The sequence below is a fragment of the Paenibacillus sp. FSL H7-0716 genome, from assembly GCF_038002705.1.
GTDB classification, from domain to species: domain Bacteria; phylum Bacillota; class Bacilli; order Paenibacillales; family Paenibacillaceae; genus Paenibacillus_AQ; species Paenibacillus_AQ odorifer.
In genome coordinates this window covers 253,365-269,335 of record NZ_JBBODA010000008.1, presented here as the reverse complement: position 1 = coordinate 269,335, position 15,971 = coordinate 253,365, and the positions used below count along the sequence as shown (strand labels likewise).

General features: G+C 42.4%; 13 protein-coding genes. 3 read left to right on the top strand and 10 right to left on the bottom strand.

The features are described 5' to 3' along the window. Positions 1–2: 2 nt before the first annotated feature. The 9 genes from MHH60_RS13750 to MHH60_RS13710 form a co-directional block, all read right to left on the bottom strand. Positions 3–1,022, bottom strand: coding sequence for a uroporphyrinogen decarboxylase family protein (locus MHH60_RS13750; RefSeq protein WP_076134452.1), 1,020 nt, complete (start codon positions 1,020–1,022; stop codon positions 3–5). A gap of 30 nt (positions 1,023–1,052) precedes the next feature. Next, a complete protein-coding gene (locus tag MHH60_RS13745) occupies positions 1,053–1,712 on the bottom strand; it encodes a methionine ABC transporter permease (protein ID WP_036688669.1) in 660 nt (219 codons plus the stop codon). Continuing rightward, positions 1,687–2,730, bottom strand: a complete 1,044-nt coding sequence (locus tag MHH60_RS13740; RefSeq protein ID WP_076134451.1) for a methionine ABC transporter ATP-binding protein — start codon at positions 2,728–2,730, stop codon at positions 1,687–1,689. Before MHH60_RS13740 ends, MHH60_RS13745 begins: the two co-directional genes overlap by 26 nt. Positions 2,731–2,757: 27 nt before the next feature. Then, positions 2,758–3,918 carry an amidohydrolase gene (locus MHH60_RS13735; RefSeq protein ID WP_036688672.1) on the bottom strand — a complete coding sequence of 387 codons (1,161 nt, stop codon included), beginning with the start codon at positions 3,916–3,918 and terminating at the stop codon, positions 2,758–2,760. A gap of 21 nt (positions 3,919–3,939) precedes the next feature. Beyond that, positions 3,940–4,611: a GntR family transcriptional regulator gene (locus MHH60_RS13730; RefSeq protein WP_052097124.1), complete on the bottom strand. Its 672-nt coding sequence runs from the start codon at positions 4,609–4,611 to the stop codon at positions 3,940–3,942. A gap of 261 nt (positions 4,612–4,872) precedes the next feature. Next, a complete protein-coding gene (locus tag MHH60_RS13725) occupies positions 4,873–6,225 on the bottom strand; it encodes a sodium-dependent transporter (protein ID WP_036688675.1) in 1,353 nt (450 codons plus the stop codon). 249 nt (positions 6,226–6,474) lie between these two features. Next, complete coding sequence (locus MHH60_RS13720) at positions 6,475–7,122, bottom strand: FusB/FusC family EF-G-binding protein (protein WP_076134450.1); 648 nt, start codon at positions 7,120–7,122, stop codon at positions 6,475–6,477. A gap of 317 nt (positions 7,123–7,439) precedes the next feature. Beyond that, entirely contained in the window at positions 7,440–8,312 is an 873-nt protein-coding gene (locus MHH60_RS13715; RefSeq protein ID WP_036688680.1) for a carbohydrate ABC transporter permease, read from the bottom strand. Positions 8,313–8,327: 15 nt separating this feature from the next. Further along, the gene (locus tag MHH60_RS13710) at positions 8,328–9,284 is read right to left on the bottom strand and encodes an ABC transporter permease (protein WP_036688682.1); all 957 of its coding nucleotides are present in this window, start codon (positions 9,282–9,284) and stop codon (positions 8,328–8,330) included. Between the two features lie 144 nt (positions 9,285–9,428). Here MHH60_RS13710 and MHH60_RS13705 point away from each other — a divergent pair, with 144 nt between their 5' ends. The 3 genes from MHH60_RS13705 (at position 9,429) to MHH60_RS13695 (ending at position 14,646) form a co-directional block, all read left to right on the top strand. Beyond that, the gene (locus MHH60_RS13705; protein ID WP_076134449.1) at positions 9,429–11,240 is read left to right on the top strand and encodes a sensor histidine kinase; all 1,812 of its coding nucleotides are present in this window, start codon (positions 9,429–9,431) and stop codon (positions 11,238–11,240) included. 4 nt (positions 11,241–11,244) lie between these two features. After that, positions 11,245–12,855 (top strand): response regulator transcription factor, encoded by a 1,611-nt coding sequence (locus MHH60_RS13700; RefSeq protein ID WP_036688687.1) that lies wholly within the window; start codon positions 11,245–11,247, stop codon positions 12,853–12,855. 105 nt (positions 12,856–12,960) lie between these two features. Continuing rightward, complete coding sequence (locus MHH60_RS13695) at positions 12,961–14,646, top strand: ABC transporter substrate-binding protein (RefSeq protein ID WP_076134448.1); 1,686 nt, start codon at positions 12,961–12,963, stop codon at positions 14,644–14,646. 67 nt (positions 14,647–14,713) lie between these two features. Here MHH60_RS13695 and MHH60_RS13690 read toward each other — a convergent pair whose 3' ends face one another. Continuing rightward, a complete protein-coding gene (locus MHH60_RS13690; protein ID WP_076134447.1) occupies positions 14,714–15,847 on the bottom strand; it encodes an SGNH/GDSL hydrolase family protein in 1,134 nt (377 codons plus the stop codon). Positions 15,848–15,971 lie beyond the last annotated feature (124 nt).

Sequence of the window (15,971 nt, the reverse complement as noted above, 5' to 3'; positions counted from 1 at the left end):
CCCTATTCCAATATAGATTTTTTAAATTGTGCCAACGCCTCATCCGTCACATTGAGTGGGATTGCGCAATTTGGAGATAGAATAAACGGCTGGTCTTTCATTAACTTTAATGCATCTTCAGCCTGCTGCTTGATTTGGGCAATATCGTTTACCGCAAACAACCCATGATCGACTCCACCCACTTTAGTAGCTTTGAGATTTGCCTCTAACCCTGGATTCCCATCGGCTATCGTATCCCAACTGATCCCGTCAATCCGATAATCGTTGAACTTCTCAGGCTGAGCGTAAGCTCCACAAGTATGAAGAATGTTTTTTCCATAGCTTGCTGCTTCTAAAACAATAGAATCATAAGGTCTGGACAGTTCGTCAAACATAGCTTCATCAAATAATCCTGGGTGAGCTGTGCCCGTCACTGCGTAGAACAAACCGTCAGAGCCCGCTTGCTGTAACTCTTGTACATAATCGGCTAAGGTTAAGGAAATCGCATGTAGCGCATGATGTGCTGCCGCTCGATGTTCTTTAAACAAGGATTCCAAAGTTACCGGGTGCTCGATACCAAACACCGTTTTAGTAACGTAAGCAGAACGCCCTACAATAAATAGCAACACTGTTAATGGTGAAAATACCGTTTGGATTAACGGGGTGTCTGGTAACCCTTGACGAATTTTTCTAACCGCATCTAAATGCTCTGCCAAAGGGGCTGACTGGACTGCCTTTTTGACATCGATGTCCCACAGACTAGCCGCTGTTGGAATTGCCGTCGTTTGCTGTCTCGGAAATACGGTCTGATAATCCGTAAAATCGTATTGATTCCCCCAAGCTTCCGCCAGATAAGTCGCTCTTGGATTAATCTTGACCCAATCCCAATCATATTTTTTCGTAAAAGAAATCGTAGTTTCTGCTAAATCATCTGCAGTTTGTTCTTTGTCGATAAAATGGCGCCAACCACTTCCGATTGGACGATCCGCCCGTTCTCCAGATAATAATGCGTTAAAACGATCTTGCTTACTCCATTCACTCATCTGTCGAGTCCCTCCCAGAATATGTAGTAACTAGTAACGGCGAATTTTTCTTGCTAGCGTGTTGCCTAAAGATTGAATCCCTTGCACTAAAATAATGAGGATAATAACGGTGGCTACTACGACAACAGTGTCAAAGCGTTGGTATCCATATACGATCGCCAAGTCTCCCACGCCGCCTCCCCCTACCGTTCCAGCCATTGCAGTTGCACCTATCAGACCAATCGTCGCTGTTGTAAGAGACAGGATTAAGGATCCAACCGCCTCTGGCAATAAAAAGTACCAAATGACTTGAAAAGGAGTGGCTCCCATCGCCTCAGCGGCTTCAAGAATTCCCGGATTCACTTCAAGCAGTGAGTTCTCTACCAACCGCCCTATATAAGGTGCGATATAGATAATCAAGGGTACGATCGCTGCGCTTGTCCCAATTGAAGTATGAACAATCAATCGTGTGAAAGGCACAATCGCAACCAGTAAAATAATAAAAGGCAATGAGCGAATGATGTTGATAATCGGATTTAGTACGGCGTAAAGCGCTTTGTTCTCCAAAACCCCACCCGGACGAGTGATGACAAGCAATATCCCAAATGGGATCCCAATCAGGGAGCCAACAAACAAGGAGAACCCTACCATTTGAATGGTTTCTATAATCGCCTGCAGAAATTGATCACCTGTTACTGTGGTCGAAAACATTAGATTCTACCTCCTCTATACCGACTCCATTTCTTGTTAAGAAAGATAATGCATTGTTAATCTCTGCTGCCTCACCATCGAATTGAATGATCACTGTTCCCAGTGTTGTTTCTTGAATCTCCGTCGTATTCGCAAATAAAATATTGACCTTTATATCGCAGGAGCGAATCATTTCAAATAAGATAGGCTCAGAGGCACTTGCTCCCACAAAATTAAGCTTGTACAGCTGACTTCCGGGTTCTGTTTTGATAGATTTCCGCACGCTAGAGGTCATGCTATTTTGAATAACCGTCTTCACGAAATTTTGCGTGGTCAGATGTTTTGGACTTCCGAATACATCTAGAACACTTCCTTGCTCAATAATCCGGCCTTCTTCCATGACCGCTACCTTGTTACAAATCTCTTGAATCACGGACATTTCATGTGTAATGATCATCACGGTAATGTTGTATTCAGCATTGATTTTTTTTAATAGCTGTAAGATAGAATGTGTGGTCTGTGGATCTAAGGCAGAGGTCGCTTCGTCACATAAAAGGATAGACGGATTCGAGGCAAGCGCTCTGGCAATCCCGACACGTTGCTTCTGACCACCTGATAACTCACTCGGGTAACTCCCCGCTTTGTCACTTAATCCAACAAACTCTAGCAGCTCCATTACCCGCTGGCGGATTTCATTTTTATTCTTTTTTAGGAGAACTAGAGGGATCGCCACATTATCAAATACTTTTTTAGATTCTAGTAGATTAAAATGTTGAAATATCATTCCGATATTTTTCTTAGCGGTACGCAACTCTTTATCGTTGTATGTTCCCAAATCACGTCCATCGACCATAACTTGTCCTTTGGTCGGTCTTTCCAAATAATTGACTAAACGAATTAATGTACTTTTCCCAGCACCGCTATAGCCGATAACCCCGAATATATCGCCTTTTTCGACCTTTAAATCGATTCCTTTAAGAGCATCAATAGTGATCCCTTTCCGAGTGAACGATTTGTAAACATTCTTTAATTCAATCATTTCCATTCCCCTCAATCATATATAGGATTAAGCTTCCTCTTGCAGCTTCACCAGCGCTTGTTCTGCCAATAAAGCGAAATACTTAGCAGCTGGTAATATCGCAGCTTCATCAACATCGAAACGAGGGTGATGTAAGGGATAGGCTGGACCTGATCCTATATTCACAAAAGCACCCGGTATCTGTTGTAAATAAAAAGAGAAATCTTCTCCACCCATCTGTGGAGGAATATCATGTACTTCATAGCCGAAATCTGAGGCGATCTTTTTGGTAAAGTCCGCCCATTCCCCATGATTTATCGTTGCGGGTGGACCTGGATACCAATGTAACTGTGCCTCTGCCCCAGCTCCCGCCGCAATTCCTTCGATAAGACGAGTCATTTGTATCGGAATATTGCGGCGAATCTCTTCATTATAAGTTCTTACTGTACCTTCTAATTCGACTTTTTCCGGCAATACATTCCATGTGAAGCCTCCATTAATTCGGGTAACACTTAGCACAACTGGTTCCGTGGTGCTGTTTTGACGACTTACGATGGTTTGTAGTGCGGTAATGATTTGAGCCGCAGTTACAATCGTATCCACACCTTTTTCAGGATAAGCAGCATGAGCGCCGACACCTTTTATTGTAATTTCAAACCGGTCAACACCGGCTGTTAAAGCTCCTGTTCTTGTTCCAAAAGCTCCCGTAGGTAAGTCAGGTGAATTATGGAGACCAAATATAGCCGCCACATCCTGGAGTCCTCCCGAGGCTAAGACACTTTCCGCCCCATGCCCTGTTTCTTCCGCGGGTTGAAACAATACTCTAACCTTTCCAGGTAATTCACTTTCACGAGCCTTTAATAATAATGCAGCACCTAAAATAGTAGCCGTGTGAAAATCGTGACCACAGGCATGCATTTTTCCTGGGATCTCTGAGGCAAAGGACAATTCAGTTTGTTCCTCTATGGGAAGTGCATCAATATCACAACGAATGGCCACTATGGGTCCGTGACCCTGCCCAATCTCTGCGATGAGTCCGGTTTGTAGAGGCAAGTCAAGGATGTGAATATTGGCTTGGGTCAGCCATTCCCGTAATTTTGTTGTGGTTTTAAACTCTTCATACGCTAATTCAGGCTCACGATGAAGGTTTCTGCGAACCTCTATTAATTGATTAGCTAAAGCTTGCTCAACCTCATTTAGTGGTTTCATAGGTGACGTACTCCCCTTTCGTTATGCTTCCAGCTTTTCTTCAATCCCTTTGATGCGATCAAGCGCAGTCGATAGACTGCTTAAAATATGATCTTGCATGGCTTTTTCAGCACCATCTTCATTTTTAGCAGCGATCATTTGTAAAATAAGATCATGTTCTTCATCCGCTTGTGTGTTCCAATCCCCATGCATAGAGACGAATCGACAATAACGAAGCGAATGATCTCTTAATTGATTCAGAACCTTCTCGAAGGTTTTTAGTTCGCTGATTTCTGATAAATAATCATGGAACTCAAATCCATATGTAACAAAATTCTGATTATCACCAAGCTGGAACGAGTGTTTCATTTTTGTAATCATCGTCGTTAAATTCACAATATCTTTCTCTGTGGCATGCTTAGCTGCACTTCTTGCAATATAGCCTTCAAGCATGCTGCGAATAAGAAATATTTCTTCAACCTCTTTAAGGGTTACTGAAGCTACCCGCAGTCTTCCATTTGGCTGTCGAACCAGAAAATCCTCGTTCTCCAATCTCTGTATCGCCTCTCTTAGAGGTGTGCGGCTGACTCCGAGCAAGGCCGCCAAATTTTCTTCATTTACAGGTTGATTCGGTTCAAACTCGCTATCAATAATTTTTTGTTTTAATTCATAGTAGGTATTATCCTTGGATAACCTTCGTGATCGTATCGCCATTTCTATACTGCTCCTCATCGTTAATCTGTGGGGTCCGAACCCCAATAATATATTTGTATAATTGTATACAATTATTAGTTAAGAATGGATTAGTTAGTTACATTCCCTTCCATACCGTTCAAGCTTTTTTATACTATATTCCAATTATTCCACCTAGTCAAGTAGGAATTAAAATTCAATTTAATCCCCTCTTTTCAACACAAAAAAACCCTACAACCAGCAAGGGTCGTAGAGCTATTTTTGGATAAATAAATTTCAGAATTAGAAGGAAATAATCCCCGAGGTATGGAGCAGCACTAGGAACACTAGGATCGGCGCCACATAACGGAGCATAAACAGCCAAACACGGAACCAGCGCGCCTGTAGTCCAGCGGCTTCCGCTGCACCTTTCCAGAAATAACCGGCGAAGATGGTAATCAGCAGACCTCCAAGCGGCAGCATAATGTTAGAGGTGATAAAATCCAGCCCGTCAAATAGAGATTTGCCACCAATCGTTAGCTCCGGGAACATTCCCAGTGACATCGCTAAAGGAATACTAAGAAGGAAACAGATCAGCGTCAAAATCCAAACCGAACGTTTCCGGCTCCAATTCCAGCGCTCCATTGTGAAGGATACAGGCACTTCAAGCAGCGATACAGCTGAGGTTAGAGCAGCAATCGCCAGCAAGATAAAGAACAAACCGCCGAAGAGCGCACCAAAAGGCATAGCCGAGAAAGCGGCTGGCAAAGCGATAAAAATCAGCGAAGGCCCCTGATCAGGAGCAATACCAAATGAGAACGTCGTCGGAAAAATAATCAAGCCTGCGATAAAAGCATATAACAAATCTCCCGCACCGATTGCGATGGCAGCGGTACCCAGCGATTGTTTTTTATCAACATAAGATCCGTATGTCAGGAGAATCCCCATCCCGAGCGATAATGAAAAGAAGGCATGTCCCAATGCAACTAGCGCAGATTCCGCTGTCAACACTGAAAAGTCCGGTTTTAGGAAAAAGGAAACCCCTGCGGATGCACCCGGTAAGGTTACCGCGCGAATCATTAACACTACAAGGAGTACGACCATACCAGGAATTAATACTTTGTTAAATTTCTCAATCCCGCCTGATACACCAAGGATGACTACACCCGCCGTAATCAGAATGGCTATCCCCTGCCAAACGATCGGCATATATCCGGAGACAAACGAATTGAATTCGCCTGCATAATCAGTAGTGCTGAATAGTTGTCCATTAAAAGCAATCATCGAATAGTTCAGCGTCCAGCCAGCAACAATAATATAAAAGGAGAGAATTAGAAACGGCGCAAGTACCTGCAACATTCCAGCTGCAAACCAACTCTTCCCGCCTCCAGCCCGCATAAAAGAGGTCGCCGCGCTACCACGCCCGCTGCGTCCGATAGCCAGTTCTGCCAACAGCACCGGTAACCCTATCAGCACCAAACAGACGATGAAAAGAAGGAAAAAAGCTGCCCCCCCATTTTCCCCTGTAATATAAGGAAACTTCCACATATTTCCTAGTCCAACCGAGCTGCCGATGGCGGCAAAAATAAAGCCCGCGGAAGAGAAGCGTTCCTCCTTCTCCGAGAGAAGATTTTTGTTACCCTTAATTTGATTCATTATAACGCCCCGTTTTCTTTTTTAGACCTCATTATAGCTTAAGTAACAAAGCACGTCATATGGAAATTTTCTGACTATTCTTATAACTACTCAAATTTTCTGTTTGTAAACGCTTATATTATTCATTCAGCTCTTGAATCTCATTATATCCACAAATGTCCCGCCCCATTGCTTCAATAAAACGAATTGTCTATATCCTGACGATATTTTTAACAAAAAGGCTCCCACTAAGGGAGCCTTTTCTAAACATTATTTGCGGACAGAGAGAATGAACCTCTCAAGCTTAGCTGTATCGGTTATGCTCCGATTACATTCCTGATTATCCAGACATACGTATTGACCCACAGCAGAAATATTATCCGGCGAAACGTTCACATTCTTGGTCTTAACATAAAAGAATGCAAGCTCTTGATGCCGATTGCAGAACATGCAGTACCCTTTTTTGTGCGTTGGTGTGATTCTACCCTCAATACCTATGAACTGTCCTTCGTACGGATAGATAATGAATAATTTATTACTGGCAATATCTATCCAACTCAAATACGTTATGTTGCGATAGTCGATGAGTTGTAGATCAGGTACTTTCAGTTTCTTATTCTTAGGGAATAGCTTCTGAATCTGCTTCAGCGTAATCGTCGGATATGACTCTAGGTATGGTTCTAATTCACTAAGATATCTCTGGAAATCTTCTGCAGTTTCGAAGGTCGATATTTGTTCCAGCATCTGCTTGTGATTCTCCGTAAGAAAAGGAAATGCCTCAATAATGTTCGTAGCAGCACTATATCTTACAGTCTCCAAGACTCTGCGATCCGCAACGGTTCGCAGGGTATGCAGAACAAATTTCGTTTGTTTCTTAATTAAGTTATATTGATGGTTTCTAATAAATGGTGTACACATCGCTTTTCAGCCCCTTATTTATATTAAAAGTTCATAAGGTGCAAAGCCCATTTATAGAAACGATAAAATTAAGTTGGGCGATATATCCATCCATCGCACCTCACGCAAAGTATCGCCCTATATTAGGCTTTGCGTGAGGAACTTCTAGCTAATGGGCATTTCAACATTAGCACTGTACCACCTCCGAGCATATTTCATGCCAAAAGTATAGCACCGTATTTTAGAAGGCGCAATTCATCTCGGGATGCTTATTTGCATGCCATACCTACAAAAAAAGGGAGCTACATGGACTAGTCCAGTAACTCCCTCTTTTTTGACTATTCTTTTACAGCGCCGACTACGATCCCTGTCACAAAATAACGTTGCAGGAATGGATAAACCAACAATATCGGTAGTGCACTTATGAAAATCTGTGAAGCCCGTATGGTCCGTTGAGACAAGTTAGCTACAGCTGACGGATCAAGCTTGGACATATCTGCCTGAACGATAATGGTCTGCATAAACGTCGCCAGCGGCAGCTTATCCGAATCTCTGATATAGATTATACCGTCAAAATAAGAGTTCCAATGACCCACCATCATGAATAGGGATACCGTTGCAATGACTGGTAAGGAGACTGGTAAATATATTTTCAAAAAGGTCTTAAAATGTCCCGCTCCATCAATAAAGGCTGCTTCTTCAAGGTCCTTAGGTACACCACGGAAGAAGTTCAGCAGCAAAATGATGTTAAATACGGCTACCAATCCAGGTAGGATAAGTGCCATCAAAGAATTCATCAGCCCGAGCTTTAGAATCAGGATATATCCCGGAATCAGACCCCCACTGAACAGCATGGTTACGACAAAATACCAAAGATAGATATTACGCGCCCGGAAAACTCTAGTTTCCTTAGAAAGAGCATAGGCTGCAACCGTATTTACAACCAGTGCAAGTGCTGTTCCTAGGATCGTCCGCTCTACCGACACCCACAGGGATGTAAGAAAATTAGTGTTGTTAAAAGTTTTTGCATAGGCCTCCAAAGTGAAGCCAATTGGCCAAAAGGTGACCAATCCAGCATTGGCTGGGGCGGACGCACTAAGAGATACCATGAGTAAGTGATACAATGGCAGCAAGCAGAGCACCGAAAGGATAGTTAGGAGCACATTGTTGAATATGCTAAATATTCGATATGGAAGGGTTTTATGGTACATTTGTTGTCATCCTTTCTAGAAAATTCTGTACCCTGCAAATCTATAGGCAAGTCGGTATGAAATAACGATTAGAATTAAACTAATTGCCGATTTAAAAAGATTAACTGCGGTCGCAAAGCTGAATTGTCCGCTGAGAAGACCTTCTCTGTACACAAAGGTATCAATGATATCCCCTTGTTGATAGATCAAAGGACTATATAGATTAAATACCTGGTCAAAGTTGGCGTTCAATACATTGCCCAGTGCCAAGGTCGCAATTACAATAGCAATTGGAATAAGTGCTGGTATGGTAATATACATCGTTTGCTTCCAGCGACCTGCCCCATCCACTTCAGCAGCTTCATAAAGTGATGGATTAATGCCGGATAGCGCAGCTAGGAAAATGATCGTGTTGAAACCAAATTCTTTCCAAACATCACTGGCTATGATGGTAAATCGGAACCAGTTGCCGTCCCCTAGAAAAAAGATCGGTTTTATGCCGAAAACGGACGAAATAAACTGATTGACGATCCCTGTTTGTGCTAGGATATCGATCAGAATTCCTGAAAGGGTAACCCAAGACAAGAAATGCGGTAGATAGACGAGTGTTTGAATAGATCTTTTAAGACCCATATTCCTTACCTCATTGAGCAACAAGGCGAATATAAAAGGAATAATCAGGTTCAAAACAATTTTGGAGCAAGCAAAAAACAGTGTATTCCAGGTAATTTGCAGGAAATAATCGTTCTCCCACATGTACCTAAAATGCTTAAGTCCGACCCATTCGGAATCAAAAAATCCTAATGCAGGCTTATAATCCTGAAATGCCATGAGTATTCCTGACATGGGGATATAAGAAAAAATAAAAACCATAATTGCCGCCGGTAATACCATGAAGTGGAGCACCCATGGTTGTTTATAGCCTTTTTTTCTTTTTCTTTTTATACTTGGTTTATTTTCCAGGCCTACCTGCTGTATTGAATTAGCCTCCATAGCTCTCTCCTGTTCCCAAAAAAAATATTTTGTGTGTGATGGGGATCTCTGCTATAAATAGTATCAGGCGTTTCTCAGGTTTGACTATATAACATTGTTAGGCTTGATATGGTTTTATTAGGACATCATCTGGAGGGTACATTTATGAATATATGGAAGCGCTTTACATCCCTGAGAGAATTAATACAATCCCGGTTTAGTTTGTTTGCCAAAATAAACTGCCTGATCATACTCTTGTTCATCCCCATTATTATCATGTATACCTTTTCAAATAACGTCACATACGATGTTGTAAGCAAAGAGCTGCAGGTGTCCAATACGAAGCAGCTCACTTTTCTGTCCAGTCAAATTGATTCGCGTATTAATCAGATGATGGACTTCACCCTTATCCTTTCTAGAGATCCCAATGTCAGAGCCTTCAACGGATTAAACATTTGGGCGGATCGATATGATCAGATGCAGACCCGGTATGTCATTCAGGAAAAGATGGTGCTTCAATCCGGGGTTGCAGATATTTGGCCTGCCAGATATGCCGTACATTCACAGCAAAATAAAGATGTCATCTCCAACTACAATCGAGCATTTGGGTATGATGAGGATTACTTAAAAAGAAATATGAGTGGAAAATGGACGTATGGCGATCATAGCTTGGAATCTAAAGACGAGCTAAAATCCTTTTACTGGTTCTATACGGATTCCTTAGCTCAGCCGGGGATGTTGACGGGAAGCAACTTGGTGATTGAAGCCAGCTTCAGTTATGAGAATATTCAGAACATGCTGGATACGTACAAAGAAGGTGGGCAAGGTGATCCTTTTCTCTATCATAAAGGGAACTCTCCAATTCTGAATCGCAGTGCGGACAAGCAGTTATCTGAAGAACTCATTCGTTACCTGGATAAACATTCACCTGAGAATACTACCCAGGATGTAGTCAAACTCAATGGCAAGAATTACCTGGTCAGCTCTGTGAAGTCCTCTTATTTGGATTGGAATTTAATAGATGTTGTCCCTCTATATCAAATCCTAAAACCCATTTCGCTCAGTCAGGATTTGTTCTATATCTCGATGATTTTGCTGTTTGTTATGGGGATTTCCGCTTCCATTTTACTATACAGAAATGTTCAATACCCTATCAAAAAGCTAATTAAAGGCTTACGGCGCGTGCAGCGTGGAGATTATTCTGTACGTCTTCATAACGAGGGCCGGAACGAGTTTTCGTTTCTATTCCATCGCTTTAATGATATGTCCCATCAAATTCAAGACCTGATAGAGAATGTGTTCAATGAGAAAATCCGTGCCCGCGAAGCTACACTTAAGCAATTGCAGGCGCAAATCAATCCGCATTTTCTCTATAACTGCCTTGGTTATATTATCAATATGGCCCAAATGAAGGATGAGGACGCTGTCGTCTCAATGGCTTATAATTTAAGTGCTTACTATCGTTATACTACCCGAATGGAACGGGAAACCGCGTCACTGGATGAAGAAATCAAGCTGCTCGTCAACTACTTGGATATTCAAAAACTGCGCAATGCCAGAATTGATTATCATATCGAAATCCCTGAGAACATGTTAAGCCAGTCTGTGCCACGTCTAATGCTACAACCTATTGTGGAGAATTCAGTCATTCACGGAGTGGCAAAATCGTATTCATCAGGTGAAATCAGCATTAGTGGTGAGATTTCAAACGGCTTCTGCAAGATCTACATTGATGACGACGGACCTGGCTTGAATCCGGAGCAGCTAGAAGCTTTGAATCGTAAAATGCAGGAGCCATTACAGGAAGAAATGGGCTGTGGGCTCTGGAATACGAATCAGCGGATCATGCACCTGTTCGGTAATCAATCCTGTCTAACCTTTAAACCATCCCCTCTTGGAGGTTTCCGAACTGAGATTATCTGGGAAATCCCTACGGAGGATGAATATTCTAAATTTAAGAATCATCAAGGAGAATAACAACATGCAAATGATTATAGTAGACGATGAAGCACACTGGGTAGATAATCTTGCCATGACTAAACCCTGGCATACGCTAGGCATTGAACAGGTGCATAAAGCGTATTCAGCACGTGAAGCGCTACAAATTATCGATACCAACCCTATTGATATTGTGATCTCGGATATCCAAATGCCCGAAATGACGGGAATTGAATTAATAGAGCGGATAAGAAAACGTGATAAAAAGATTAAATGTATTATTTTATCAGGCCATTCGGAGTTCGATTACGCCAAAAAAGCACTTCAGCATAATGCCGTCGATTACTTGCTTAAGCCACCTACTGATGATGAAATCATTGGTGCAGTCAAAACTGCCATCGAGCAATTGAACACAGAATGGGAACTTATCAGTTCGCTTAAACGAACCCAGTTTACCCTACGGGAAAATCTTCCGCTTTTACGTGGTCAACTGCTGCTTGATGCCTTGCAAGGTCATCAATTTCAAGCTGGCGAATGGGAACGGAAGCTCGTAAATTATGACTTGCCCTTCCATTCTGGCGATTGCGCTTTGATGCTTGTACGCATGGAAGAAGAATTTAGCCATTATAACAATAATGATCAAACCTTAATTGAATATGCCATCATCAATATGGCTGAAGAGATTATGGGTGAATTTATGCAGGTCTGGGGCGTTAAAGAAGAACATGGATATCTTGTGTTTCTGCTTCAGCTTAAAGAGAAAGGATCCGACATCGGCAAAGAAACCATCCTAGAAAAGCTTTCCTTACAGCTTCAGTATAAGGTTAAGCAATTTCTGAAAGGTTCCCTGTCCATAGTAATTACCGAGTGGTTCCAGTTTCCCGAGAAGGTGTCGAGCCGTTTCCGTCAGGCTACAGCTTATTTCCGGCAGATCGTGGGAGACGAGCGCGAATTCGTAATGCGGGTCAGCGAATTTGAGCCTTCCACTACCCAAGGTCCTTTGGATGCCCTTTACACCCCGCCGACACTAATTCACCTGCTTGAAAGTGGGCATTGGGATGCTGCGGAAGAGAAACTACTTGCTGTCTGCGCGGAGCTGGATGAGAAATGGTCTGAATCGTGGGAGCATTGCATGGAGGCCGGTTTTTTAATCACTGCATCCTTCACGAATCTCGCACACCGAAATGGGCATACTCTAGCTAACTTAGTGGGAGACGATCTCGGTTGGTTGCAAAGCGGTGAAGCGTTCTCGACCATCGGTAAACTTAGAAAATGGTCCCTCAGCATCCTGAGCAAATTGAAAGAAGGAACGTCCAACGAAATTAAAGACATCAGATCTGAATATGTGAAAAAGATTCAAGATTTCACAGACAAAAACCTGCATTTAGATGTTTCATTACGGGTTCTGGCTGACCATGTAAACCTCCATCCGACTCATTTATCAAAAATTTATAAGATTGAAACGGGGGAAGGAATAAGCGATTATATCTCGCGCCTGCGCATGGATCGCGCCTGTCATAAGCTGAAGACTACCTCTAAAAAAGTCTATGAAATCAGCATGGAGATTGGCTATATGGACCCTGCTTATTTTATAAAAGTATTCAAACGACAGTTCGGAGTAACACCGCAGGAATATCGAGACAATAATAAATAGCATGATAGAGTCCTATCGAAACTAAAAATCTCATATAGATGCCATCCCCGACTAGTTGTTAAAGTTACACTTGTAAAGATCATACACAGTAGGGGGAATTAAAGAATGATCAAGTTCAAAAAAATGTGGTCGTTGTTAACGGTCACAGCACTTATCACACTCACAGCCTGTGGCAGTGGCGGCGGAAATAATGAAAACGCCAAACAAAACAATACCACATCGTCTGAGACTAGTTTATCTGAAGCAGATGCTGCTTTTGAAAAAGGTAAATACGATCCACCCATCGAGTTCAGTTCGGTATTGATGCCGAAGAAATATGTTCAAGGCGATACCAAAGAAAACAATGTTCACGATCGCTGGATGCTGGAAACACTGGGTATGAAGCATAAAGATACTTGGTATCCTGCCAATGACGATCAATACAGACAAAAGCTTCAGCTTGCCATTGCTTCTGGCGAAAAGCTGCCTGACTTCGTTTCTGTACCAACCAATGCAGTATTGACCAATCAACTGATTGATTCCGGTCAGTTCATTGCTATTGATGAGTTGTTCGACAAATATGCTAATAAAATTCTAAAAGATCATGCTGCAGCACACCCAGAACTTTGGTATCCATTCACAAAAGACGGTAAGAAATACAATATGCCGATCCTTGAATATACTGATAATGACGATACCCTTCTCTGGTTACGTGAAGATTGGATGGAAAAGCTGAACCTTCAGGCTCCAAAAACAATCGCCGATCTTGAGAATATCATGGACAAATTTAAGAACGAAAACCCTGACGGTCTAGCACCTAAAGATGTTTTCCCACTTGCGATTTCTTTAAAAAATAATACCAACACCTGGATGGGCCAACTCGACTGGTTATTCGGTGCTTACGGTACGATTGAGGAACAATGGAATAAAGATGCCGACGGCAATCTAGAATACGGTTCCATTAATCCAGGAGCTAAACAAGCCCTTGCTAAGCTTAGTGAATGGATGGAAAAAGGTTATATTCACACAGACTCCGCACTTTGGGATGAAGGTAAATCTGCTGAAAGCTGGACAAAAGGCGCCGCAGGTATTCTACCAGGGGCAAACTGGGTTCCAGACTGGCCGGCTCCCGATCTTATGAAAAATGTACCTGGAGCGAAGATCAAAGCTTATCCGGTTCCAGCAGGTCCAGACGGACTCATCGGTACCAAATGGCAGAACTCTGGGGTAAACGCTAGTATCATGATTAACAAAGATGCGAAGCACCCTGAAGCAATTTTCTTATACTACAACTACTTGCTTGATAACCTAGCTAATCCTGCAGCTGGTAGTGAATTTGAATACGGCTTTGCTAAAGGCTACGATTGGGACATGATTGATGGAAAGCCTACTAGTGATAAAGAGAAGATTAAAGACTTCTCCAATGAGTTTCCTTTCTTAACTGGACCGGCTCGTATTCCTGATCTGTTCATGAAGACATTGGTTAAACTTGCTGATGGTGAAACCCCTGTAACTCCTTATGAAAAACAAATGGCTGAGTTCCGTAAACCGGAAAACTGGGCCGCTGCAAAAGTTGTTATGTCGCAAATAGACATTCGTAGACAGAACTATTTCACTGGTGCTGCGACACCAACGATGGTATCCAAATGGAATCTGCTTCGTCAATCCGAAATGGAAACCTTCAACAAAATCATTTACGGCAAGCTTCCAGTAGATGCCTTTGACTCCTTTGTTTCCAACTGGAAAGCAAATGGTGGGGATCAAATCACCAAAGAAGTTAACGAATGGTTCAAGTCTGTATCCACCAAATAGACTAAAGTAAATAAAACAAGCCGGAGCGTGTTCCTTTCGCTCCGGCTTGTTTTTTATGAATTCCTCATTAACTTTCGCCCGCTAGAATCCGTTTCAAATACCCCGTCAACTCTTTTGCCGCTTGTTCATGAGCTAATGCTCCCGGATGACTTCTTGCCCCTATGGTCTCATCTGTCATATTCGGAAGCTGCAACACAGAAACCTGCTTGTCCCCTGTTTTCTTGCTATAAGCATCGACCGCTCGGTAGATCGCCGGCATCATGGGGATACCAAGCATCCCGTATGCCCATACGAGATGTGCATGTTGATTATTTTTTCTAAGCTTCATCAGAAATTTCTCGGCGGCATCGACAAAAGCTTGTATATCATCCTCATGATAGGTCCCGTCTTCATTTAAGCGTTGTTTATGGCTTTCCCCTGTTACCTCATCTTTCCATTCTGGCGAATGAAAAGCGCCCCCATCATTTGTTCCTAGATTAACTACCACAACATCTGGCTGCCAGGATTCAAAAGAATGTGCTTGAAAAGCTCCTAAAGCTTCGTTTTTTGCTCCAGTTAGAAGACCACAAACCTGTTCATAACCATCAGGGATATTACCGTGCGGATTATTATCCCAGCTAGTAAGGACGCCCCAGCCACTTTGAGAAATAACTCTATATTCTGCATTTAAAGCATCTGCCGTCATGCTAGTATAGTTGTTAATGGCACTAAACCACATTGGAATCCAGTCTTCTTCAGCCTTGGCACCTATACTTCCTTCACCGGATGTTATACTGTCACCTATGAACTCTATCTTGTGGGGTTTGTCCGCAACCGGCAGAAATTTCCCATCCATCTTCACCGCATGTATCTGCAAAGAGCAGCCAGGGTCTCCACTCATTGCCTGTACATCTTTTACAATACGTACATTTTTCACAACACGTTCATTCATGCCTCTAAATACACAAATCCAATACCGGCCTGCTACTAACATTTGTCTGCTAACAGGAACAGAGTTGATCAGGATGCTAATCCAAGGTTCATAAACATCATAATCTGCTTCTACTTCAAGCCATAGCTCAGAACTTTTAACATTTAATTCGACCGCACTGCCTGTCCAAAATAACGTTAGTGGAGAAAGTAAACCTGTTGTTCTGCCGTGAATTTTCAGATGTTCGATATCAGCTAATGTATGTACCTTTAAGTTTGTATTCTGCTTCATAAAATCCCTCCTAAATTACCACTAGAATCCTAATCTACACTTCTACTTCACTACTTCTTCAATACTATCTTATAATCCTTTTCCAAATAGCATATAGCATATAGCATATACTCTGCCTCTGGTA

Excerpts from the sequence above, each read along its gene's own strand:
- MHH60_RS13715 (WP_036688680.1), bottom strand. The coding sequence starts at position 8,312 with ATGTACCATAAAACCCTTCCATATCGAATATTTAGCATATTCAACAAT.
- MHH60_RS13730 (WP_052097124.1), bottom strand. The coding sequence starts at position 4,611 with ATGGCGATACGATCACGAAGGTTATCCAAGGATAATACCTACTATGAA.
- MHH60_RS13735 (WP_036688672.1), bottom strand. The coding sequence starts at position 3,918 with ATGAAACCACTAAATGAGGTTGAGCAAGCTTTAGCTAATCAATTAATA.
- MHH60_RS13740 (WP_076134451.1), bottom strand. The coding sequence starts at position 2,730 with ATGATTGAATTAAAGAATGTTTACAAATCGTTCACTCGGAAAGGGATC.
- MHH60_RS13750 (WP_076134452.1), bottom strand. The coding sequence starts at position 1,022 with ATGAGTGAATGGAGTAAGCAAGATCGTTTTAACGCATTATTATCTGGA.
- MHH60_RS13705 (WP_076134449.1), top strand. The coding sequence starts at position 9,429 with ATGAATATATGGAAGCGCTTTACATCCCTGAGAGAATTAATACAATCC.
- MHH60_RS13695 (WP_076134448.1), top strand. The coding sequence starts at position 12,961 with ATGATCAAGTTCAAAAAAATGTGGTCGTTGTTAACGGTCACAGCACTT.
- MHH60_RS13710 (WP_036688682.1), bottom strand. The coding sequence starts at position 9,284 with ATGGAGGCTAATTCAATACAGCAGGTAGGCCTGGAAAATAAACCAAGT.
- MHH60_RS13720 (WP_076134450.1), bottom strand. The coding sequence starts at position 7,122 with ATGTGTACACCATTTATTAGAAACCATCAATATAACTTAATTAAGAAA.
- MHH60_RS13700 (WP_036688687.1), top strand. The coding sequence starts at position 11,245 with ATGCAAATGATTATAGTAGACGATGAAGCACACTGGGTAGATAATCTT.
- MHH60_RS13725 (WP_036688675.1), bottom strand. The coding sequence starts at position 6,225 with ATGAATCAAATTAAGGGTAACAAAAATCTTCTCTCGGAGAAGGAGGAA.
- MHH60_RS13745 (WP_036688669.1), bottom strand. The coding sequence starts at position 1,712 with ATGTTTTCGACCACAGTAACAGGTGATCAATTTCTGCAGGCGATTATA.
- MHH60_RS13690 (WP_076134447.1), bottom strand. The coding sequence starts at position 15,847 with ATGAAGCAGAATACAAACTTAAAGGTACATACATTAGCTGATATCGAA.